22 protein-coding genes are annotated in these 22,692 nt (G+C 64.4%); 12 read left to right on the top strand and 10 right to left on the bottom strand.

Translation table 11 applies throughout. The features are described from left to right. Window positions 1-64 (bottom strand): cold-shock protein (locus ADE01S_RS31225; RefSeq protein ID WP_167543424.1); only part of this gene is annotated, 64 nt, incomplete at its 3' end. A gap of 233 nt (window positions 65-297) precedes the next feature. Then, window positions 298-1,332, bottom strand: a complete 1,035-nt coding sequence (locus ADE01S_RS10430) for an AbrB family transcriptional regulator (RefSeq protein WP_062681616.1) — start codon at window positions 1,330-1,332, stop codon at window positions 298-300. A 113-nt stretch (window positions 1,333-1,445) separates the two neighbouring features. Between ADE01S_RS10430 and ADE01S_RS10425 the strand changes: the two genes are divergently transcribed. Then, entirely contained in the window at window positions 1,446-2,612 is a 1,167-nt protein-coding gene (locus ADE01S_RS10425; RefSeq protein ID WP_062681615.1) for a pyridoxal phosphate-dependent aminotransferase, read from the top strand. A 219-nt stretch (window positions 2,613-2,831) separates the two neighbouring features. Here ADE01S_RS10425 and ADE01S_RS10420 read toward each other — a convergent pair whose 3' ends face one another. The 5 genes from ADE01S_RS10420 to ADE01S_RS10400 all read right to left on the bottom strand — a co-directional run bounded on the left by ADE01S_RS10420 (window position 2,832) and on the right by ADE01S_RS10400 (window position 8,159). Next, on the bottom strand, window positions 2,832-4,358 hold the full coding sequence (locus tag ADE01S_RS10420; RefSeq protein ID WP_062681614.1) for a tripartite tricarboxylate transporter permease: 1,527 nt from the start codon (window positions 4,356-4,358) through the stop codon (window positions 2,832-2,834). Continuing rightward, window positions 4,355-4,792: a tripartite tricarboxylate transporter TctB family protein gene (locus ADE01S_RS10415; protein ID WP_062681613.1), complete on the bottom strand. Its 438-nt coding sequence runs from the start codon at window positions 4,790-4,792 to the stop codon at window positions 4,355-4,357. Before ADE01S_RS10415 ends, ADE01S_RS10420 begins: the two co-directional genes overlap by 4 nt. Before the next feature lie 111 nt (window positions 4,793-4,903). After that, window positions 4,904-5,902: a Bug family tripartite tricarboxylate transporter substrate binding protein gene (locus ADE01S_RS10410; protein WP_062681612.1), complete on the bottom strand. Its 999-nt coding sequence runs from the start codon at window positions 5,900-5,902 to the stop codon at window positions 4,904-4,906. A gap of 117 nt (window positions 5,903-6,019) precedes the next feature. Beyond that, entirely contained in the window at window positions 6,020-7,492 is a 1,473-nt protein-coding gene (locus tag ADE01S_RS10405; protein ID WP_087881322.1) for a sensor histidine kinase, read from the bottom strand. Next, a complete protein-coding gene (locus ADE01S_RS10400) occupies window positions 7,482-8,159 on the bottom strand; it encodes a response regulator (RefSeq protein WP_062681611.1) in 678 nt (225 codons plus the stop codon). Before ADE01S_RS10400 ends, ADE01S_RS10405 begins: the two co-directional genes overlap by 11 nt. 489 nt (window positions 8,160-8,648) lie before the next feature. Here ADE01S_RS10400 and ADE01S_RS10395 point away from each other — a divergent pair, with 489 nt between their 5' ends. Further along, a complete protein-coding gene (locus ADE01S_RS10395; protein WP_062681610.1) occupies window positions 8,649-10,031 on the top strand; it encodes a ClcB-like voltage-gated chloride channel protein in 1,383 nt (460 codons plus the stop codon). A 57-nt stretch (window positions 10,032-10,088) separates the two neighbouring features. Here the strand turns inward: ADE01S_RS10395 and ADE01S_RS10390 are convergent, their stop codons facing one another. Further along, complete coding sequence (locus tag ADE01S_RS10390) at window positions 10,089-10,538, bottom strand: GNAT family N-acetyltransferase (RefSeq protein WP_062681609.1); 450 nt, start codon at window positions 10,536-10,538, stop codon at window positions 10,089-10,091. A 200-nt stretch (window positions 10,539-10,738) separates the two neighbouring features. Here ADE01S_RS10390 and ADE01S_RS10385 point away from each other — a divergent pair, with 200 nt between their 5' ends. Then, window positions 10,739-11,074 (top strand): hypothetical protein, encoded by a 336-nt coding sequence (locus ADE01S_RS10385; protein ID WP_062681608.1) that lies wholly within the window; start codon window positions 10,739-10,741, stop codon window positions 11,072-11,074. Here the strand turns inward: ADE01S_RS10385 and ADE01S_RS10380 are convergent. Then, complete coding sequence (locus ADE01S_RS10380; protein WP_062681607.1) at window positions 11,064-11,648, bottom strand: hypothetical protein; 585 nt, start codon at window positions 11,646-11,648, stop codon at window positions 11,064-11,066. The genes ADE01S_RS10385 and ADE01S_RS10380 overlap by 11 nt on opposite strands. A 57-nt stretch (window positions 11,649-11,705) precedes the next feature. On the opposite strand from ADE01S_RS10380, the gene ADE01S_RS10375 reads away from it, so the two are divergent. Continuing rightward, window positions 11,706-12,062: a hypothetical protein gene (locus tag ADE01S_RS10375; protein WP_062681606.1), complete on the top strand. Its 357-nt coding sequence runs from the start codon at window positions 11,706-11,708 to the stop codon at window positions 12,060-12,062. A gap of 36 nt (window positions 12,063-12,098) precedes the next feature. Here the strand turns inward: ADE01S_RS10375 and mnmE are convergent, their stop codons facing one another. Continuing rightward, window positions 12,099-13,451 carry a tRNA uridine-5-carboxymethylaminomethyl(34) synthesis GTPase MnmE gene (gene mnmE, locus ADE01S_RS10370; protein ID WP_062681605.1) on the bottom strand — a complete coding sequence of 451 codons (1,353 nt, stop codon included), beginning with the start codon at window positions 13,449-13,451 and terminating at the stop codon, window positions 12,099-12,101. Between the two features lie 115 nt (window positions 13,452-13,566). On the opposite strand from mnmE, the gene ADE01S_RS10365 reads away from it, so the two are divergent. From ADE01S_RS10365 to ADE01S_RS10330, 8 genes are all read left to right on the top strand, one after another. Continuing rightward, window positions 13,567-15,153: an ABC transporter substrate-binding protein gene (locus ADE01S_RS10365; protein ID WP_062681604.1), complete on the top strand. Its 1,587-nt coding sequence runs from the start codon at window positions 13,567-13,569 to the stop codon at window positions 15,151-15,153. A 22-nt stretch (window positions 15,154-15,175) separates the two neighbouring features. Next, window positions 15,176-16,150, top strand: a complete 975-nt coding sequence (locus ADE01S_RS10360) for an ABC transporter permease (RefSeq protein WP_062681603.1) — start codon at window positions 15,176-15,178, stop codon at window positions 16,148-16,150. Next, a complete protein-coding gene (locus tag ADE01S_RS10355; RefSeq protein WP_062681602.1) occupies window positions 16,147-17,067 on the top strand; it encodes an ABC transporter permease in 921 nt (306 codons plus the stop codon). The genes ADE01S_RS10360 and ADE01S_RS10355 overlap by 4 nt, the downstream gene beginning before the upstream one ends. 11 nt (window positions 17,068-17,078) lie before the next feature. Then, a complete protein-coding gene (locus ADE01S_RS10350; protein ID WP_062681601.1) occupies window positions 17,079-18,089 on the top strand; it encodes an ABC transporter ATP-binding protein in 1,011 nt (336 codons plus the stop codon). Continuing rightward, on the top strand, window positions 18,086-19,105 hold the full coding sequence (locus ADE01S_RS10345) for an ABC transporter ATP-binding protein (protein WP_082775755.1): 1,020 nt from the start codon (window positions 18,086-18,088) through the stop codon (window positions 19,103-19,105). The genes ADE01S_RS10350 and ADE01S_RS10345 overlap by 4 nt, the downstream gene beginning before the upstream one ends. 53 nt (window positions 19,106-19,158) lie before the next feature. Then, window positions 19,159-20,358: a M20 aminoacylase family protein gene (locus tag ADE01S_RS10340; RefSeq protein ID WP_062681600.1), complete on the top strand. Its 1,200-nt coding sequence runs from the start codon at window positions 19,159-19,161 to the stop codon at window positions 20,356-20,358. Window positions 20,359-20,673: 315 nt separating this feature from the next. Beyond that, window positions 20,674-21,597: a TauD/TfdA dioxygenase family protein gene (locus ADE01S_RS10335; RefSeq protein WP_062681599.1), complete on the top strand. Its 924-nt coding sequence runs from the start codon at window positions 20,674-20,676 to the stop codon at window positions 21,595-21,597. A gap of 50 nt (window positions 21,598-21,647) precedes the next feature. Continuing rightward, window positions 21,648-22,691, top strand: coding sequence for an ABC transporter substrate-binding protein (locus ADE01S_RS10330; RefSeq protein ID WP_062681598.1), 1,044 nt, complete (start codon window positions 21,648-21,650; stop codon window positions 22,689-22,691). The last annotated feature ends 1 nt before the right edge of the window (window position 22,692 follow it).

The following is a 22,692-nucleotide window of genomic DNA, read 5'->3' as shown; positions in this document are numbered from 1 at the left end:
CCGGAGTAATGAAACCGTAACCCTTGTCAGCGTTGAACCACTTAACTTTGCCCTTCTGAGCCATTTTTTCTAGCGTCCTGTAATTAACTCGAAATGCAATGAATCAAGGACGCCGTGAGAACTGAACGACCGGTAGTGACACCTGCGTTGCTGCTGCGTTCCCGCTTGCCGCCAAGCTGCAGAACGAGTCCGCGCGCTGCTTGAATCAACTGCCTGACCAGCATACTCATCCGACATTACAGACTCATATAGTTGTTTTCCCCAATGTCGTATTTTTCAGACTGGAACAAGACTGGTTCACGCCGACTTGGCCTGCCGAGGCGCCAGAAAGGCGTATAGCGGCCCCGTAACGATCACCACGAACACCATCCTGGTGACGTGGAACGCGGTAACCACCGGCACCCCCAGCTGCAGCACCTTCGCGGTGATCGCCATCTCCGCGATTCCACCGGGCGTGGTGCCCAGGATCAGGGTGGGAATGGGCGCGGCCGACCACAAGGACAGCAAGGCGCCCAAGCCGAACGCCAGCGCCAGGGCCGTAATCGTGAAGCCCGCCACGGCGGCAATGAATCGGGGCGCGGCCCGGAAGAAATCGGGGCGATAGCGATCCCCCAGCGACCAGCCGATGAACAGCTGCCCGATCTTCGGCACATAGTCCGGCAGCGCCGACAGTTCAATGCTGGAGGCGGTCAGCATCATGGCGACGAGCATCGGGCCCAGTACCCACGGATTGGGCAGGCGCAGCTTCATGAACGCGAATCCACCCACGCAGGTCAAGGCCACCAGCAAAGCAAGGCCCGCGCCATCGACCTCGCGCGGCCCCGGCACGGTGGGATCCAGCCCGGCAACGCCCCACCACTGGAAAATGAAGGGCACCGTCACCACTACCAGCAGCACGCGCACGCTGTGCGCCGTCGCCACGCGATCGATGCGCGCGCCGTGGCGTTCGGCCAGGCTGGCCATTTCGCTCGCGCCCCCTATCGCCGACGAGAACCAGGCGGTCTTGAAATCCACGTCGGTATAGCGCCGCAGAATCGCGGTGCCCATGAACGCCAGCCCCAACGCGAACAGCATGCCCACGATGATGGGCCCCGCGTTGCTGCCGATATGCCCGATCACCTGCGGCGTGAAGTACAACCCCAGCGAGGTGCCAATCACCCACTGCCCGCCGTTGCGCGCGGGGCGAGGACAAGCGGTGCCCAGGCCCGCGATGCGCGTGGCGGCCGTCAGCAACAACGCGCCCAGCATCCACGGCAAGGGAATATGCGCCCATACCGCCAGCAACGCCCCGGCCAACGCTATCGCAAAGCCGCCCAGCACCCTCCACAACATATTCCGCACCACGCCCCCTTCCGCGCCTTAAGCTCATGAGAAAACCGAATTATGAGTTAGTGGGATACTTACGAAAACTCTCTTCGCTAGCAGCCTCCACTTCCCCGTCCACCATGATCCGATCCAAACTACCCGACGTCGGCACCACCATCTTTACCGTGATGAGCCGCCTGGCCATCGAACACAAGGCGATCAACCTCGGCCAGGGCTTTCCTGACTTCGATCCGGATCCCGCCCTGTGCGCGCTGGTTTCCAAGGCCATGGCCGACGGCCACAATCAATACCCCTACATGCCCGGCGTCGCGCCCCTGCGCGAAGCCATCGCCGCCAAGACGCGCGATCTCTACGGCCATGCCTACGACCCTGAAACCGAAATCACCGTCACCAGCGGCGCGACCGAGGCCTTGATGGCCACCGTCCTCGCCGCCGTGGGCAGCGGCGACGAAGTGGTCGTCATCGAACCCTGCTACGACTCCTACCTGCCGGCGATCCGCCTGGCCGGCGGCACCGCGGTGCCCGTGCCGCTGCGCGCCCCTACCGAAGGCGACCCGTACTACCGCATCGACTGGCAGCGAGTGCATGACGCGATCACGTCGAAGACGCGTCTCTTGATGCTGAACTTCCCGCACAATCCCACCGGCGCGGTGCTCGACGACAGCGATCTCGACGCACTCGAAGCCATCGTTCGCGACACCGGCGTGCTGCTCGTGTCCGACGAGGTCTACGAACACATCGTGTTCGACGGCAAGCCCCATGCCAGCGTGGCGCGCCGCCCGCTCCTGGCCGAGCACGCGTTCGTGATTTCTTCCTTCGGCAAGACTTACCACACCACCGGCTGGAAGATCGGCTACTGCTGCGCGCCGCGCCAGTTAAGCGCCGAACTGCGCAAGGTGCACCAGTTCATGGTGTTCACCGTGCCCTCCCCGATGCAGTTCGCGCTGGCCGAATTCATGCGCGATCCCAAGCCCTACCTGGACTTGCCGGCCTTCTACCAGGCCAAGCGCGACCGTCTGGCGCAAGGCCTGGAAAAGACCCGTTTCCGCCCCCTGCCCAGTCCAGGCACCTTCTTCCTGCTGGCCGATTACAGCGACATTTCCAAGCAGAACGAAGCCGATTTTTCGCGCGACCTGACGGTGAACCACGGCGTCACGGTAATACCGGTATCGGCGTTCTATCGCCAACCCGACGCACCCGAATCCAACCACCGCATCGTGCGCTTCTGCTTCGCCAAGAAAGACGCGACGCTCGATGCCGCGCTGGAACGCCTGGCGCAAGTCTGACGCCTCGTTCCGACGCATCCGTCGCGGCCTAAAACTTATCGCGGTCCCTTTTTAAAAGCGCTTTTATCATAAATATGAATAAAAGCTCGTATTAGATTTCGCAGTCATCCACGCAATTTCAGCGACAAAAAAAGGGCGCCCAAAAGGCGCCCTTTGCAATTTCCGGCTCCGATCCCGCGGCCGGCTGCTGCCCTTTGCAACAGCCGCGCCGCCATTGGATCAGGCCGGACCAGCGGCAAGCTTTTTCGCCGCGCGCATGCGGCGCATGATCTGCGGCACGATCACGACCGCGGCCGCCCCCACCCACATCGCGATCGACACCGGGCTGGCGAACAGCACAGCCACGTCGCCGTCGGTCATCGACAGGGCGCGGCGCAGGTTCTGCTCCATCATATTGCCCAGCACCACGCCCAGCACCAGCGGCGCCATGGGTACGCCGAATTTGCGAAGGAAATACCCCAGCGCGCCGATACCGGCCACCAGCAACAGGTCGAACGTGCCCGCGTTGATGGCATAGACGCCGATGTAGCTGATGCACAGGATGCCCGGCACCATCAACCATCCCGGCACCGACAGCACTTTCGCGAAAAAACGCACCATCGGAACGTTCATGACGAACAGCAGCACGTTGGCGACGAAGAGCGAGGCAATCAGGCCCCACACCAGCTCGGGCTTGGTATCAAACAGCACCGGGCCCGGCGTGATGTTGTAGAGCGTCAGCGCGCCCATCATCACCGCCGTGGTACCCGAGCCGGGAACGCCCAGCGTCAGCATGGGCACGAAGGAACCGATGGCCGATGCCGTGGCGGCGGCTTCCGGCGCGACCAGGCCGCGCATGTCGCCCTTGCCGAACTTCGCTTCCGGATCCTTGGCTTCGATGATGCGCTTTTCCTGCGAGTACGCCACGGCGGCGGCCACGCTGGCGCCGGCGCCGGGCAATACGCCCACGCCGAAGCCCACCAGCGAACTGCGCACCACGCTCCACCAGGTGAGCGCCATTTCCTTCAAGTTGAAAAGCTTGCGTCCGCTGGGCTTGACCTCGACGCTGTGGCCGGACATGACTTTTTCCAGCATTTCCAGCATCTCGCTGACCGCGAACAGCGCAATCACGACGACCACGAACTCGATGCCGTCGGCCAGATGCACCGATTCGAAGGTATAGCGATAGACGCCCGAATTCGCGTCCACGCCCACCACCGAAATCGACAGGCCGATCATTGCCGCCAGCACGCCCTTGACGGGTTGCTTACCCAGCAGACTGGTCAGGCAGCAGAACGCGAAGATCATCAACACGAAATACTCGGCGGGGCCGAAAGCCAACGCCCACTTGGCCAACAGCGGCGCGAGCAGGATGATGCCCACTACCGATACGATGGCGCCGAAAAAAGCGGACCATGCCGACAGCGACAGCGCCACGCTGGCCAGGCCCTGGCGCGCCAGCGGATAGCCGTCCAGCGTCGTCATGATGGCGCTGGCCTCGCCCGGCACGTTCAACAGGATCGCGGTGATGCGCCCGCCGTACTCCGCGCCCACATACACGGCTGCCAGCAGGATCAGCGCGGTCTCGGGCGGGAGGTTCATGGCGAAGGCGATCGGGATCAGCATCGCCACACCGTTGACCGGTCCCAGGCCGGGCAGCACGCCCACCATGGTCCCGATGAACGAGCCGATCATGGCCACCAGCACGTTGGTCAGCGAAAAGGCTACGCCAAAACCTATCGCCAAGTGATCAAGAATGCCGCTCATATCAGGGTCTCCAGCAAACCGGTGGGCAGGACCACGTCCAGCACCTTGTCGAACAGCAAGAAAAACAGAACGCTCATGACGGCGCCGCCGATGGCGCACTTCGCCCAGCCGCCCCCGAACAGGCGGCCGACGAATATCGTCATGAGGGTGGTCGCGATCACGAAACCCAGCCACTGGAACAGGAAGGCATAGGCCACCACGAACGCCATCATCAGCGCGATGCGCGCATTCGCGCCGGGCGGATTGGCCTCGACCTGATGGCCGCCCTTGTAGACCAGCCACAGACCGCACAGGCCGATGATCAGCGCCAGCAGCAGGGGAAACGCGCGCGGGCCCACCGGTTCATAGGCGAAGGGGGCTTCGATTCCCCAGCCTGCCGCGGTCATGAAGGCGGCCAGCGCCAACGCCGCCACGCCCAGTATTCGATCGTTCATGATCACTTTTCCGTTGTAGTCGCATCGCGCGGCGCAGCGCTCCCCTGCCGCCGCGGCGATGCCGGCAGCGGGGAACCTTGAACGACGCGATAGGGAGGAGAGCCTTGCGGCTTACTTCTTGACCAGGCCGAAAGAGTCGGCCAGTTCGCCGTAGACCTTGACCTGGTTCTTCACGTAGGCGTCCAGCTCGGGCCCCGTCTTGTTGAACGGGAACAGGCCCTGCTGCTGGCGCAGCTTGTCGAACTCGGGCGAGGCCGTGGTCTTGTTGAAGGCGTCGACCCAGAACTGGTAGTCCTTGTCGGACACCTTGGGACCCACGTAGAAGCCGCGGATGATCGGCCAGACGATGTCGTAGCCCTGTTCCTTGGCGGTGGGCACGGTGCCGAGCTTGCCCGGCAGGCGCTGGTCGTTGAACACCGCCAGCACCCGGATGGGGGCGCCGCCCTCTAGCATGGTGAAGGCTTCGGCCGCGTCGCCCATGTAGGCCTGGATATGGCCGCCGCGCAACGCCGTGACGGCTTCGCCGCCGCCTTCGAACGCCACGAAGCGCATCTTCTTGAAGTCCACGCCGGCCGCCTTGGCGGTCAGGGCGGCCTTCATCCAGTCCTGGCTGCCCACGGTGCCTCCGGCGCCCAGCACGATCTTGGTCGGATCCTGCTTGAAGGCTTCCATCAGGCTCTTCAGATCGGTGTACGGGGAATCGTTGCGGACCACGGCGACGCCGTAGTCGGTGCCGATCGCGGACAGCCAGCGCACGTCGTTGACGTTGTACTTGCCGAACTTGCCCTGGGCCAGGTTCAGCAGCGAACCGCCGGAGAACGCCACGATGGTGCCCGGCTCGTTGGGATGCTGGGCGACGATGTTGTTGTAGGCCACGGCGCCGATGCCGCCGGGCATGTAGACGATGCGCATCGCGCTCTTGAGCGCGCCGCTTTGTTTCAGGCCTTCGGTGGCCAGGCGGCAGGTCAGGTCGAAACCGCCCCCGGGCTGCGCCGGCGCGATGCATTCCGGGCGGCGGGGCTCTTCGGCGGCTTGGGCGGCGCCCAGGGAGAGGGTAATCGCGCCAAGCGCCGCGACGGCGGCCAGGCGCAGCTTCAGACTCGTCTGCATTCTTGCGTCTCCGAGATTTATAGGTCTAGGTATGGCTGGAAGCCCCGCCCCGGCGGATTTCCGCGATGGCTGCCCCAGTGGATGCAACCGTACAAAATCGAAGCTTTCCAATACCTTTCAAAATTCGCCGTTTTCGTGACGCGGTGCACCATCCGGCGCCTGTCCAAGGGAAAACACCAAGGCCGCGCGCAATCCGGGCAACGGCGCCCGGTTCTCCAGCACGAGACGCGCGCCCAGGATTTCGGCGATCGTGCCGACGATGGCCAGCCCGAGGCCGGCGCCGGGCCTGTTCTTGCCGGCTGCTCCCCGGCGGAACCGGATGCAGGCGCGGGCAATGTCTTCCGCCGACATCCCCGGGCCGCTGTCCTCGACCACCAGCCGGGCCGTGCCGGCGTCGGCCTGGACCCGAACGGTCACCTCCCCCGCGGGCGAGGTGTAACGGATGGCGTTGTCCACCAGGTTGCTGACCGCTTCCCGCAGCAGCCAGTCCGCGCCTTGCACCATCACCGGCCGCTGGTCGGCTTCCAGGCCGATGTCCAGCTGGCGGAAGCGGGCGGTGGGCAAGAGGCCGCGGATGACCCCATCCGCCAGGTCGACCAGGTCCACGGATTCAGGGACGAACCCGCCTTCGGCCAGGGAAGCGTCCTTAGCGCGCGCCAGGGCGAGCATTTGGTTGGTGGTGCGCACAGCCCTGTCCAACCCCTCCTGCATCGCCAGAAGGGCTGTACGGACCTCCTGGGGGTCTGTTTCGCGCAGGGCATAGGCCATCTGGGTCCGCAAAACCGACAGCGGCGTGCGCAATTGGTGCGATGCGTCGTCCAGGAACTGGCTCTGGACCCTCGCCTGGGCCGCAAAACGGGCCATGTGGAGGTTTACGGCGGCAACCAGGGGTAGGACCTCACCTGGCATGTCCGAAGCGCTGACGGGGCTTAAATCGTCTGCAGACCGCCCTTCCACTTCCTGCTGGAGCCGGGCCAGGGGCCTCAAGGCCATGAAAACGCCCAGGATGATCACCAGGACGCTGATCAGGATCACGGCCAGGTCGCGTTCCACGGAGCGTACCAGCACCTGGTGCAGGAAGGCTTGCCGGGTATCCAGCCCTTCCGCCACCTGCACGATGATCCGCCCCCCTTTATTCGCGTACAGAGGGGGATCCATGGGGCGCGCCAGCGCCGCGACCCTGACGGGCATCCCCTGGTAGGTCGCGTAGAAAAAACGCGGCTCGCCGGAGACCAGGGGATCCGCGGGCATGGGCAGGTCGGGATAGCCGATCTCCGCCAGGCCATCTTCGGTGGCCACGCGGTAGAAAACGCTGCCATTGGCCGTCAGCTCGAAAAATTCCAGCATCAGGTACGGCTGCTCCATGGCTAATCCACCGCTGGCTGTGGATATGTTGTGGTCGATCGCGCGCAGCGCTCCGGAGAGCGAACGGTCGTACGCAATGTCGACCTGGTTGCGCAACTGGTGGTTGGACAGCCAGAGCGCGCCCATCATCACGAAAACCAGCGTTGGAATCAGCCACCAGAGCAACTGCGTCTTCAGGGTGCGGTTCCGTTTCGGCGCGTTTTTTTCCGCACTTCTAGTTGTCAACAACGTTCTCCAGGCAATAGCCCATGCCTCGCATGGTCACGATCTGCACGCCGGTGTCCGCCAATTTTTTGCGCAACCTGTGGACCAGGACCTCGATGGCTTCCAGGTTGATGTCCGCGTCGTCCGTAAGGATGCGGTCCAGGATCTGCTGCTTGTTCATCGGTTCGCCGCTTTTCTGGATCAGCACTCGCAGGACCGAATGTTCACGTGGGGATAACTGCAGGGGCTGTCCGTTGACCGTGAATTTTTGAGCGGAAGTCTCGAAAACCAGGTTTCCCAGGGTAAGCCGCGGATGTTCGCGGCCACGGCTGCGCCGGATGAGTGCGATCAATCGCGCTTCCAACTCTTCCACAACAAACGGTTTCGGCAGGAAATCGTCCGCTCCCTGGTGAAGCGTCCCGATTTTCTCGGCCAGTGAATCGCGCGCGGTCAAGACCAACACCGGCGTACGGTCGTCTCGCGCGCGAATCTTCGCCAGCAAAGTATGCCCGTCCATGCCCGGCAGTCCGAGATCCAGGATGACCGCATCGAATTCCTCGATTGCCAACCTTCGTTCGGCAACCAGTCCGTCATCAGCCCATTCGACGACGAAGCCGGCATGTCTGGCCAGGCTTCTTGAAAGCCAGCGGGCAAGTTCGGCTTCGTCTTCTATCAGAAGGATGCGCATGGACGGAGTCCGGGGGGGGATGGCTGGGCGGAATGGAAAGACATGTTTGGCTTTTCCTTTATTTCTCTTTATATAAAGACTAATGATTAATAAGGGCTGTGGATAACTACCTTAACCTTGAAAACCTCTTTTTTTTCATCGACTTGGGACGGTTTTTGCCTGTGCAAGAACTCTGTGTGGGAAAAAAGTTGAAGTTGGACAAGATTTTGGCCTGGGTACAAAACCCCTGCTTGTTCAACTTGCCTCCACACAATGTGCACAACCAGCCGCCTTAGGAGTTATCCACAGGCCTCGCCATGACATCGGGCTTCAAAAGTGGCACTTTTACCCCGAAAAACCCGGTTCTGCATCCCCGCTTTTTTGCCCTTTTGGAGGCCTTTAGAGGCCCTGTGAGCGCATGTCGAAACCCGGCATTCGAGGGGAGGCACGCCTGGTTTCATTACAAGGGACTGAACAAAAAGTGAGCAGGATTCGCCGTAGAATCGCGCCATGGCGAGAGAAATCAGAATCAAGAATTCAGGCTGGGCGACCTGGCTGAGAAGCCGTTTGCTGGTCGACAATCTGGCGGTCACCGTGTGCGCGGCAGCGTTGATGGGCTTGCTGGGCGCACTCGCCACGGTGGTCTTTCGCGAACTGCTGGGCTGGACGCAAATACTGCTGGGGGGCGGCGATTCCCCCCACGGCATGGTGTCGTTGGCCAGGGGGCTCAGCCCGTGGCAGCGCTTTCTGATGCCCGCCGTGGGCGGCGCGATTGCCGGCGCCATCCTGCAGTTGGCCGCGAAACGCCTGCCTAAACGCGGCGCGGCGGACTATATGGAAGCGATCGCGGTGGGACGCGGCGTCATCGGGTTCCGCCAGACGATCGCCCGCAGCCTGTCGTCCATTTTTTCCATCGGATCCGGCGCCTCGATCGGCCGTGAGGGGCCCATGGTGCAATTGGCGGCGATGCTGTCATCGCTGACGGGGCGATACCTGGTCCTGCCTCCTCGCCATCTGCGGCTGTTGGTGGCTTGCGGCGCCACCGCCGGGATTACGTCCGCCTATAACGCGCCCATCGCGGGCGCGTTGTTCATTTCCGAGATCGTCTATGGCGCGATCGCCTCTGTCACGCTGGTGCCGCTGGTGGTGTCCTCGGTGGTGGCCAATATTGTCACGCGCCAGATCCTGCACTATGACGCGGTGTTCCACATGCCGCCGTTCGACTTCGTGTCGGGATGGGAAGTCATCAACTACCTGGGCCTGGGCCTGATCGCCGGCCTGGCGGCTCCGCAGTTCCTGCGTTTCCTGGATGTCGCGCGCAGCGCCTTCGGCCGCCTGCCCTTTCCCTTATGGGCGAAGATGGCCGTGGGCGGCCTGATCGTGGGCGCGCTGTCGGTGGTGAATCCCGAGGTCTGGGGTAACGGATACAGCGTGGTCAACAGCATGCTGCACACGCAATGGGCCTGGCAGGCCGTTGCCGCGATCCTGCTGTTGAAAACGCTGGCGACCGCTGCCAGCGTGGGCTCGGGCGCGGTGGGCGGCGTATTCACCCCGACGCTGTTCGTGGGGGCGGCGCTGGGGGCGTTGTACGGAACGGGATTGCAGGCCCTGTTCCCCGCCGGCGATCTGTCGGCCGTATCGAGTTACGCCATCGTCGGCATGGGGGCGCTGCTGGCGGCCACGACCTACGCGCCGCTCATGTCGATCCTGATGATTTTCGAGATGACGCTGAGCTATGAGGTCATGCTTCCGCTGATGCTGGCCTGCGTCACCGGCTACGTCGTCGCGCATCGGATCCGGCCCGATTCGGTCTATGCGAAGTCCCTGGCCAGCAACCGGCGCGCGAGGCTTGCCGTGTCCGGTGAGCGCGAGAGCGACAAGCCTGAATCATGAATATGAGTAAACATTCGTATTTCAAGACGAATTGAAAATACAGGGGAAACCCCTATTTCAAAGCGCTTTCTTCATGAAAACGCGCTTCAAGCCGATCTCTTCGGCGCGATGGGTTTCGACATAGCCGTGGCGTCGATAGATGCCGATGTTCTCGGTCATTTTTTCCTGCGTGTAGAGGCGGATGGCGGCCAGGCCGCGGCGGCGCGCCTCGTCTTCGGCGAAGCGCAGCAGATGCCGGCCATAGCCCTTGCCCTGCGCGCCGGGCGATACCGCGATATTGTCCAGCAGCAGGCAGTCTGGCTCGGGTATCAACACCAGCAAGGCCTGGACATCGCCCGACGCCAGTAGCACGTGGACCAGACCCTGCGCGATCCGCGCAGGGTAATCGTCCAGCATGGGACCCGGCGTGGCGCCGATGCGTTGGATATAGGGCGAGTACGCATCCCTGACGATCCGTTCGATCGCGGAGATATCGTCGACGGTGGCGGGACGGATATGGATGGGCATGGAAATCCCGGGAAGGCGGCCGCCGGATCGCCGGCTCGGAGGGGGCGGCGCGGACTGGAGGAACCCAAATATACGGGGGATTCCAACGGGGCCGAAATCACCGTGAAATTCGTTATAGAATTTATAACCATAAGCCGCGCGCCATAAGCAGTGCGCGGCTAGGGCAAAAAATTGCCTTGCGGTTCCCCACAGGAGCATCCATGGCACCCGGAAAGTCCGTTCCGGCGGGTAGCGGCCCGCCCAATCTCTGGGAGGAATTTTCCAGATTCCACGAGGCGTGCGCGGCCGTTCTGGACCGGGTCGAACGCCGCGGCGACGTGGACATTCCCCTTACGGAAAGCGAACGCTCGGAGCTGGACACGATGGCCCTGAACCTGGCCGCCCTGGGCAGATTGCTGCACGGCAAGCGGGCCCGCGACGTGCGCCTGTTACTGGAGCGCCTGAACCGGGTGCTGGAACGTAGGGGCGATGCGCTTTCCGCGCCGATGCCGGACGGTGAGGAGCCGCAGCGGGATGCTGCGACGATTACGGGCTGAGCCTGCCCGCCGCGGCGCGCGAGCGCTGCCCGGTCAGGTGCCGTCGCAGCACGGCCACGGCGGCCTTGAGCGTATACAGCACGACCAGGGAGCCCGCCAGGTCGCCCGCGAACATCGCCACGAAGCTGTGCGACAGCGCGTCCCGCTCTCCCAGGAAGAAGAACCAGGCGTGATGGATCGCCGAGTTCACCAGCGCATAGACGACCGCGCAGATCACCAGGCGCCAGGCGGTGAGATTGCCGAGGTCAGGCCGCAGGTGCAGCGCGTAACGGGCCCAACGATAGGCCAGGTACGGCGCCACCGCGTCCAGGATGCCGCCGGCCAGCGAACGGGCGAAATCGTCGGGGAAATAATAGAAAAACCAGGCGATCCAGGAGCCTGCCAGCAAGCCGATCGCGGCCGGCAGGCCGAGGATGAGCGTGCTTACCAGGCGCACTCCCGCCGGCAGGTAGACCCAGTTGATGCCGCGCGCGAATTCCAGGCTCGGGAAGACCCATTCATTGACCGCCAGGCTTGCCAGAAACAGGACGGCGGTCGCCAGAGCCCATTTCCCCAGACCTAGAATGTTGTCCATATCCTAAGTATCATCGTTCACTTTTCGCCGCGCCATCGGTCGCCGTATTCATTATCCATGAAACAAAGCAAGAGGCCCGCCGACATCTACATGCGTTTCCTGCGCCTTGCGGAAGCGTTGCGCGGCCTGCCCTCCCTGCCGTCGCTGGACCCCGTGGAAGAAAGGATCCTGAGCCTCATCGCGCGAGCTTCGCAAGAGGAGCGGCGCCTGTCGGTTCGCGACGTCATGGCCGTGGACAGCATCGGCTCGCCCGCGACCCTGCACGCGCGGCTGAAGTCGATGCGTGAAAAGGGCTGGGTCCTGCTCGTGGATACCGAAGACGCCCGCCGCAAACAGGTGGAGTTGAGCCAGGCCGCGCTGCTGCATTTCGACCGCCTGTCGGAGTGCCTGGTGGAAGCGACGCGCAAGCCGTAGCGGCGGTGGACGCCGTCCGCGATCCGGCGGCGCGGGCTATTTCCCGATGCAGAAGCTGGAGAAGATCTCGCCCAGCAGATCGTCGCTGGTGAATTTTCCGGTGATGCTGGACAGGCTGTCGTGCGCCAGGCGCAATTCTTCCGCGAACAGGTCCAGCACCCGGTCGTCCTGTTGCGCGTGTTCGCCCGCCAGCGCCAGGTGTTCCTCGGCGGCCTGCAGGGCGTGCAGATGCCGTTCGCGTGCCAGCCAGGGCGATTCGGCGCCGGGGTTCCAGCCGGCGATCCGCAGCAGTTCGGCGCGCAGCGCGTCCAGGCCGATGCCGCTCTTGGCCGAAATACCCAGTTCTTCCGGCCCCGCGGTAAAGGCGGCGGGCAACAGGTCGACCTTGTTGAACACTTTGAGGACGGGCGTGCGGGGCGGCAGGCGCGCGGTGATTTGCGCGTCCAGTTCGTCGCCCGGCTGCGTGGCGTCCTGCAGGTGCAGGATGACGTCGGCGCGCTCGATCTCCTGCCAGGTGCGGGCGATGCCGATGCTCTCGACGGTATCTTCGGTTTCCCTGAGGCCGGCCGTGTCGACAATATGCAGCGGGACGCCGTCGATGTGGATCTCCTGCACGACCTTGTCACGGGTCGTGCCGGCGATGGGAGTGACGATGGCGATATCGTCGCCGGCCAGCGCGTTGAGCAGGCTGGATTTTCCGACGTTCGGCTGCCCGGCCAGCACGACGTGCAGGCCTTCGCGCAGGATCACGCCCTGGCGGGCCTGCGCGATCAGGCGGGCCAGGTCGGCGGCCAGCGCGTCCAGCGTGGGGCGGGCCTGGTATTTCTCCAGGAAGTCGATTTCTTCCTCGGGGAAATCCAGGGTGGCCTCCACCAGCATGCGCAAATGGATGATGCGGTCCGACAGGTCGTTCACGCGCGTGGAGAACTCGCCGGACAGGGAAGCCATGGCGCCGCGCGCCGCGGCGACCGACGAGGCTTCGATCAGGTCGGCGACCGCTTCGGCCTGGGCCAGGTCCATGCGGTCGTTGAGGAAGGCGCGGCGCGTGAATTCGCCGGGTTCGGCCAGCCGGACGCCCAGGTCGCGGCCCGCGGCGAGGCAGCTGTCCAGCACGCGCCGCAGCACGGCGGGGCCGCCGTGTCCCTGCAACTCCAGCACGTCTTCTCCGGTATAGGAATGGGGCGCGCGGAAGTAGATGGCGATGCCTTCGTCCAGCAGTTCGCCGGACTCGGCCTTGAACGGCAAGTAGTGCGCGTGACGCGGCGTGAGTTCGCGCTGGAACAGGCGACGCACCAGCGCGGAAAGGTCCGCGCCGGACACGCGAACGACCCCGATGCCGCCTCTTCCGGGGGCGGTGGCAATGGCGGCGATGGGGGCGTAGGCGGACATATTTCGGGGGAGGCGAAGCAAGGACAATAAGGGAATATAACTGTTGCGCGGGGCCTTGTTTGGTGGTTAATGTGGCCCGGAGGTTCAAAACCCGAAACAACTCTGGGAGATCACAATGGCATCTCGGTTTTCGCGTGTCTTGGCCTGCGGCTCGGCCGCGGTGGTTCTAGCGTTTGGCACACTCAGTTCGGCCATGGCCCGCGATCTGGTGATCGCCCTGAAGACCGAGCCCTCCTCCATGGATCCGCAGTACCACGCGCTCACGCCCAATACGCAGATCTCCCAGACCATTTTCGATACCCTGGTCGCAACCGACGCCCAACTCAAGCCGCAGCCCGCGCTTGCCGAATCCTGGACCGTGGACGGCAAGGTGTGGACCTTCAAGCTGCGCCCCAACGTGAAGTTCTCCGACGGCACGCCGTTCACGGCGGACGACGTGGTGTTCACCTATGCGCGCGTGCCCAAGGTGCCCAACAGCCCTTCGCCGTTCACGCTGTACCTGGGTTCCGTCGAAAAGACCGAGGCGGTGGATCCGCAGACCGTGCGCATCACGACCAAGGACGTGGCGCCGAACCTGCTCGTCAATCTGGCGCAATTGCCCATCATGTCCAAGAAGGCCGCGTCCGGGCCCGCGGCGGAAGGCAAGACAACCACGGAGCTCAATAGCGGCGACGGCCTGATCGGCACCGGCCCGTACAAGTTCGTATCGTGGAAGCGGGGCGCGGAATTCGTGCTGGCGCGCAACGACAACTACTGGGGCAAGAAGCCTGAATGGGATCGCGTGGTCTACCGCCCGATCAGCAACGCGGCCGCGCGCGTGGCCGCGCTGCTGGCCGGCGACGTGGACATGATCGAGGATCCCCCGACCGACGACCTGCCCAAGCTGAAGGCCGACAAGAAACTCTTCGTCGAGGAAACGCCGTCGGTGCGCGTGGTGTACGTGGCGCTCGACCAGTTCGCCGAACCGTCGCCCGGCGTGCAGGGCACCGAGAAGAACCCCATGAAGGACAAGCGCGTGCGCGAAGCGCTGTCGCTGGCCATCAACCGGGAGGCGCTGGTGGAACGGGTGATGGGGGGCGTGGCGCTGCCGGCCGGCAACCTGCTGCCCTACCCTATGTTCGGTTCGAGCAAGGAGCATTCGAAGGCACAGAAGGCCGATGTCGAAAAGGCCAAGTCCCTGCTGAAGGACGCAGGCTATCCCAACGGCTTCTCGATCACGCTGGGCTCGCCTTCGGGGCGCTACGTCAACGATTCGAAGGTGGCGCAGGCGATCGCATCGATGTGGACGCGCATCGGCGTGAAGACCAGCGTGGACGCCATGGCGCCCCCGGTGTTCTTCAAGAACCGCGACAGTTACGCGTTCTCGGCCTATCTGGCGGGCTGGTCGGTGACGAGCGGCGAAATGTCCAATGCGCTCACGTCGCTGCTGGTCACGCGCAATCCGGAGGCGGGCCTGGGCACCACCAACCGCAGCCGCTATTCGAACCCCAAGATGGACGCGTTGGTGAAGGAAGCGTCGGCCACCATGGATGATGCCAAGCGTGCGCAACTGCTGTCCCAGGCCAGCAACATCGCCATGGACGACTACGCCATGCTGCCCATCCACTTCGAGCTGTCGGTGTGGGCCATGAAGGGCGATATCCGCTACCAGGGCCGGCCCGACCAGGTCACGCTTGCGCAGTTCGCGACGCTGAAGAAGTAGCGCGCGCGGCGGGCGGCATCTCGTGCTGGCAACGATCGTAAGAAGGCTGCTGCAGACCATCGTCGTCATGCTCGTCATGTCGGCGCTGGTCTTCGCCGGTATCTACATGGTGGGCGATCCGGTCTCGATGCTGGCGAGCCCGGAAGCCACCGAGGCGCAGCGCGCCGCGGTGCGTGCCTCGCTGGGCCTGGACCTGCCGTTGTGGCGGCAGTATCTGATCTTCATGGGCCAGGCGGTGCGCGGGGATTTCGGCAACAGCTTCCTGACCGGCGAGCCGGCCATGCACCTGATCCTGGAGCGCATGCCGGCCACGGTGGAACTGGCTTGCGTGGCCATGCTGCTGTCCGTGCTGATCGGCGTGCCGCTGGGCATCCGCGCGGGCCTGAAGCCGGATGCGCCGGCCTCGCGCGCCATCATGACCGGATCCGTGCTGGGTTTCTCGCTGCCCAATTTCTGGGTTGGCCTGATGCTCATCATGGTGTTCGCCGTGATGCTGGGCTGGGTGCCGGCCGGCGGGCGCGGACAGACGGTCAGCATCGGTTCATTGCAGCTGAGCGTGCTCACGCTCAATGGCTGGCTGAGCCTGGCGCTGCCGGCGGCCACCATCGCTTTCGCCAAGTGCGCGATGATCATCCGCGTGACGCGGGCGGCCACGCGCGAGGCCCTGCCGATGGACTACATCAAGTTCGCGCGCGCCAAGGGCCTGTCGGAAGCGCGGGTCCTGGGCGTGCATCTGCTGAAGAACATCCTGATCCCGGTGGTGACGGTCGCGGGCCTGGAATTCGGCCAGGTGATGGCATTCGCGGTCGTCACCGAGACCGTGTTTTCCTGGCCGGGCATGGGCAAGCTGCTGATCGATTCCATCATCAACCTGGACCGTCCGGTGGTGGTGGCCTATCTGCTGCTGATCGTGTTCTTCCTGGTCATGTTGAACCTTGTGGTGGACATCATCTATACGGTGCTGGATCCCCGCGTACGCCTGGATAGCCGCCGATGAATACGCCCGCTACCGCCGCCGCCCCGCCCTCGCGCGCCAAGGAGCAGACGCCCTGGCGCCGCTTCCTGTCGGACTTCTTCGCCAGCAAGCTGGCGACGCTGGGCCTGGTCATGCTGGTCGTGATCGTGGGCGCCGCGGTGCTGGCGCCCTGGATCGCGCCGCAGAATCCGTACGACCTGGCAACGTTGGACATCATGGATTCCAAGCTCAAGCCGGGCAGCGAAAGCGGCGATGGCACCATGCACTACTGGCTGGGCACCGACGGGCAGGCGCGGGACCTGCTGTCGGCAATTCTCTACGGCATGCGCACCAGCCTGCTGGTGGCGACGGTATCGGTGCTGGCGGCCTTCGGCATCGGCGCCACCGTCGGCCTGATCGCGGCCTATTTCGGCGGCCGCATCGATGCCTTGCTGATGCGCATTGTGGATATCCAGTTGTCGTTTCCGGCCATCCTCGTCGCGCTGATGCTGCTGGCGATCCTGGGCAAGGGTGTGGATAAGGTGATCATCGCGTTGATCGTGGTGCAGTGGGCCTACTTCGCGCGAGCGGCGCGCGGCGCGGCGCTGGTCGAACGCGGCAAGGAGTACGTGGAAGCGGCGCGCTGCATGTCGCTGTCCTGGGGGCGCGTGCTGTTCCGCCACGTGCTGCCGAACTGTATGCCGCCGCTGATCGTGATCGCCACGATCGACCTGGCGCACGCCATCGCGCTGGAGGCGACGCTGTCGTTCCTGGGCGTGGGCGTGCCGGTAACCGAACCTTCGCTGGGCATGCTGATCTACAACGGATTCGAATACCTGTTGTCGGGCCAGTACTGGATTTCGTTCTTCCCCGGCATCGCGCTGGCGCTGGCCATCATCGCCATCAATCTGGTGGGCGATCACCTGCGCGACGTGCTCAACCCGCGCCACGCGAATTGAGGGGCGGCACGATGCAGACACCGCCTGTGGAAAAGCCGTCGGCAGCGCCCGGAACCATCCTGGAGGTGCGCGGGCTCAAGACCCACTTTTTCACCCGCAACGGCGTGGTGAAGGCGGTGGACGGCGTGGACCTGCAATTGGCCGAGGGCGAGATCCTCGGGTTGGTGGGCGAATCGGGATCGGGCAAGAGCATCACGGGCTTTTCGCTGATGGGGCTGCTGGACGACCCCGGCCGCATCGTGGAGGGAGAGCTGTTGCTGAACGGGGAAGACTTGCGCGGCGCGTCGCCCGCGCGTTGGCGTCAGCTGCGCGGCCAGGAGATCGCAATGATCTTTCAGGATCCGATGATGACCCTGAACCCCGTATTGCGCGTGGACACGCAGATGATCGAGGCGGTCCAGGCACACAGCAAGGCGACGCGCGCGCAGGCGCGCCTGCGCGCTTTGCAGACCCTGGCGATGGTGGGCATCCCCTCGCCGGAGGAACGCCTGCGCACTTACCCGCACCAGTTGTCGGGCGGCATGCGCCAGCGCGTGGCCATCGCGATCGCGCTGCTGAATTCCCCGCGCCTGATCATCGCGGACGAACCGACCACGGCACTGGACGTGACGATCCAGGGGCAGATCCTGTTCGAGGTGCAGAAGCTGTGCCGCGAGACCGGCACCGGCCTCATCTGGATTACGCATGACCTCGCGGTGGTGGCGGGCCTGGCGGACCGCGTGTCGGTCATGTACGCCGGCCGCGTGGTCGAAACCGGCACCACCGAGGCGGTGATCAGCCATCCCATGCATCCCTACACGCATGGCCTGATTGCTTCCATTCCCACGCCGGAGTCCCGCGGCAGGCCGTTGGTGCCGATACCCGGCATGACGCCATCGCTGCTCAACCTGCCGCAAGGCTGTGCGTTCCGGGGGCGCTGCCCGCGCGCGACCGACGCCTGTCTGGCCGAGCCGCAACCGGTGGAAGTCCGCCCGGCGCAATGGGTGCGCTGCTGGCATGCAGGAGGCCCGGACATCAAATGAGCGCTGAGGAACGCGACGCTACCCCCCCTATCCTGTCGCTGCGGCAGGTCGAGCTGCGCTTCGTGCAGCACGTGGACCTGGCCGGCCGCATCGCCAACCTGCTGGGCGCCGGCCTGAAGACGCAGGTCGTGCACGCGGTGGCCGGCGTGGACCTGGACGTGATGCCGGGCGAAGTGATCGGCATCGTGGGCGAATCGGGCTGTGGAAAATCCACGTTGGGCCGCATCGTGTCGGGAATCCTGCCGCCGACGGCGGGCGACGTGCATTACCGCGGCAAGCCCGTGCGGGAGCTGGCCGGGCCGGAGCGCCGCGCCTATGAGCTGGGCGTGCAGATGATCTTCCAGGATCCCTATGCCTCGCTGAATCCGCGCATGCGGGTGCGGGAAATCATCGGCGAGGCGCCGGTGGCGCATGGCCTGGTGCGGTCCCGCGACAAGGCGGAGTACGTCGCCGGGCTGATGCGCCAAGTGGGCCTGGATGCGAGTTTTTCACAGCGTTATCCCCATCAATTCTCGGGCGGGCAGAGGCAACGCATCGGAATTGCGCGGGCCCTGGCGCTCAGGCCTTCGGTCATCGTCTGCGACGAAGCCGTCGCCGCGCTGGACGTGTCGATCCAGGCTCAGGTGCTGAACCTGTTCGAACAATTGCGCGCGGACCTGGACCTGACTTATCTTTTCATCAGCCACAATCTCAGCGTGGTCAGCCACATTTCAGACCGCGTGGCTATCATGTACCTGGGACGCGTGGTGGAACTGGCGCCCACCGATACCGTTTTCCGGCACGCCAATCATCCGTACACCCAGGCCTTGCTGAAAGAGCTGCCGACCCTGCATCCCGGACGGCGCACGTACCAGCCGATCAAGGGCGAGTTGCCTTCGCCGCTGGATCCGCCGACGGGCTGCGCGTTCCATCCGCGTTGTCCCCATGCCATGCCGCGCTGCAAGGCGGAGCGGCCATTGCTGAAGGAAGTCGCCCCGGGGCAGCTCAGCGCCTGCCATTTGAACGATGCGGCCTAGGACCAGGCCAAGAAAAAGCCGCCTATATCCACTCTTACCGTTTATCCACAGCCATGAAAACCATAGACGAAATCGAACGCGCGCACGGCGACCTGACCGCGCTGCGCCGTGACATCCACGCGCATCCCGAGCTGGCGTTCCAGGAAACCCGCACCTCCACGCTGGTGGCCGAGCGCTTGCGCGGCTGGGGGCTGGAAGTCCACACGGGGCTGGGGAAAACCGGCGTGGTGGGCGTGCTGCGCGCAGGCAGCGGCAAGAAGACGATCGGCCTGCGCGCCGACATGGATGCCCTGCCGATGCCGGAGCACAACCGCTTCGCGCACAAATCCACCATCGCAGGGCGCATGCACGGCTGCGGCCATGATGGGCACACGACCATGCTGCTGGGCGCGGCGCAGTACCTGTCCACGCACCCGGATTTCGACGGCACCGTCGTCTTCATCTTCCAGCCGGCCGAGGAAGGCGGCAATGCCGGCGCGCGCGCGATGATGCAGGACGGCCTGTTCGACCGCTTCCCCTGCGACGCGGTGTTCGGCATCCACAACATGCCCGGCATGCCGGTCAACCAGTTCGGATTCCGCGCCGGCCCGACCATGGCCTCCAGCAACCGCTGGGACATCGTCATCAAAGGGGTGGGCGGCCATGCGGCGCAGCCGCACGCGTCGGTGGATCCCATCATCGTGGCGGCCGACATGGTGCATGCCTTGCAGACGGTGATCTCGCGCAGCAAGAACCCGCTGGACCAGGCGGTACTGTCGATTACGCAGATCCACGCGGGCGACGCCTACAACGTGATTCCCGGCGAAGCCGTGCTGCGCGGCACCGTGCGCACGTATTCGGTGGAGGCGCTGGACAAGATCGAGGCCGATATGCGGCGCATCGCCACGACCTTGCCGCAGGTCTACGGCGGCACCGGCGAACTGGACTTCGTGCGGGCCTATCCCCCGCTGGTGAATTGGGAGAAGGAAACCGCGTTTGCCGCCCAGGTCGCCGAAGACGCCTTCGGCGCCGAGCACGTGCTGCGGGATATGCCCCCTTTCATGGGCGCCGAGGACTTTTCCTTCTTCCTGGAAGCCATACCCGGCACCTATCTGTTCCTGGGCAACGGGGATGGCGGACACCGCCTGGAGAGCTATCACGGCATGGGGCCATGCCAGCTCCACAACCCGAACTACGACTTCAACGACGCCCTGCTGCCGGTAGGCGCCACGTACTGGGTAAAACTGGTCCAGGCTTTCATGCCCAAGCCCTGACGCACGCAAGTCATTGATTTCAAAGGCGTGATTCCCACGGGGGACGCGCTTTTTTCATGCCCGTGCCAGGTTATGCACCGCCTATCCACTGGCTTTCCACCGGCTATCCACCGGGATATCCCCTGGCTATCCACCGCTTATCCCTGGCTTGTCACTAGGCTTGCCCCCAGGGTTATCCACAGGCCGGGTACGTCGCTTTATGACGCAAGGGCTTGAACAAACGCCGAATAATTCGTTTGTCCTGGGGTAGCGGGTTTTCATAATGGATCGCTCCAACGTCGGCCTGGCCGGCGGCATACGCGCAAGGAGCGCTCCATGTCCCACACCAACGCGCTGCGCCGGTCCGCGGCGCATGCGGCACCGCGATACGCGGTCGTTCCCGCCCCGCAGGACTTTCTGATCCGTCCCCTGGACGGCGCGATGGGGGCGGAGATCGTCGGCATCGACCTGTCGCGCGAACTCGACGCGGCCGATTTCTCCCGGGTGCACCAGGCGCATCTCGACCATCACCTGCTGGTGTTCCGCGACCAGCGCATCACACCGCAGCAGCATATCGATTTCAGCCGTCGTTTCGGCCGCTTGATGATCCACGTGCTGCACCAGTTCCATCTGCCGGGGCATCCGGAGATCCTCGTCGTGTCCAACATCGTGGAGGATGGCAAGCTGGTGGGATTGGGCGATGCGGGCAAGTACTGGCATTCGGACATCTCGTACAAGGAATTGCCTAGCCTGGGTTCGCTGCTGCACGCGCAGGAGCTGCCGGCGCAAGGCGGCGACACGCTCTTCGCCAATATGCATCGCGCATACGACACGCTGCCCGCCGCGTTGCGCGACGCCATCGACGGCAGGCGCGCCGTGCATTCCTACCTGGCCAAGTACGGGCAGTTGCAGAAGGAAGGCGCCTGGCGTCCCAACCTGAGCGCGCAGCAGGTGGCGCAGGTGCAGGAGGTGGTGCATCCGGTGGTGCGCACGCATCCGGAATCCGGCCGCCGCGCGCTGTTCGTCAGTGAAGGCTTCACGACGCGCATCGAAGGCCTGCCCGAAGACGAAAGCCGCCAGATCCTGGACGAACTGTTCGCCCACAGCGTCCGGCCCGAGCATCTCTATCGCCATCAATGGCAAGCCCGCGATCTGGTGTTCTGGGACAACCGCTCGTTGATCCACCTGGCCGCCGGCACGCCGGACCATCTGCGCCGCAAGCTGTACCGCACCACCATCGAAGGCGACGCGCCGTTTTGACGTTCCGGCCGCCGCATTTCCGCGCAAACCATTTATCCACAGGGTCCGCCATGGGTTTTTCCTCCGCTTTACGTGATCGCTTGATCCAGGCCGCCACCGGCGCGGGCCTGGCGCTGATTCTGGCCGTGCTGGCCCTGGCTTCGCCCACGCCGGCGATGGCCGAAGGCCGCATCCGCATCGCCGAGCAGTACGGCATCGTGTACCTGCTCTTGAACGTGGCGCGCGACCAGCAACTGATCGAAAAGCACGGCAAGGCCGAAGGTGTGGATATCTCGGTCGAGTGGGCCAAGCTGTCCGGCGGCTCGGCGGTGAACGATGCGCTGCTGTCGGGAGCCGTGGATATCGCGGGGGCGGGCGTGGGGCCGCTGCTCACGATCTGGGACCGCACGCGCGGGAAGCAGAACGTGAAGGGCGTGGCCTCGCTGGGCAACTTTCCCTACTACCTGGTCAGCAACAATCCCAACGTGAAGACGATCGCGGACTTCACGGACAAGGACCGCATCGCGGTGCCCGCCGTGGGCGTGTCGGTGCAATCGCGCGTGCTGCAGCTGGCGTCGGCGAAGCTGTGGGGCGATGCGCAGTTCGACAAGCTGGACAAGATCTCCGTCGCGCTGCCGCATCCGGACGCGGCAGCGGCCATCATCGCGGGCGGCACGGAAATCACCGGGCACTTCGGCAATCCTCCCTTCCAGGAACAGGAACTGGCGGAAAATCCCAAGGCACGGATCGTGCTCAATTCCTACGATGTGCTGGGCGGGCCCAGTTCGTCCACGGTGCTGTTCGCCACCGAGAAATTCCGCAAAGAGAATCCCAAGACCTACAAGGCGTTCCAGGCCGCGCTGAAGGAAGCGGCCCAGTTCGCCGCCGCCCATCCCGACCAGGCCGCGGACACCTACCTGCGCGTCACCGGCGCCAAGCTCGACCGCGACTTCCTGATCAAGGTGATCAGGAACCCCGACGTGCAGTTCAAGCTGGAACCGCAGAATACCTACGCGCTGGCCGAGTTCATGCACAAGGTGGGCGCCATCAAGAATGCGCCGGCAAGCTGGCGCGACTACTTCTTCGACGATCCCGTCACGGCGCAAGGCAGCTGAG

The sequence above is a fragment of the Achromobacter denitrificans NBRC 15125 genome, assembly GCF_001571365.1.
Lineage (GTDB): Bacteria > Pseudomonadota > Gammaproteobacteria > Burkholderiales > Burkholderiaceae_B > Achromobacter > Achromobacter denitrificans.
This window is presented reverse-complemented; position numbering and strand designations above follow the sequence as displayed.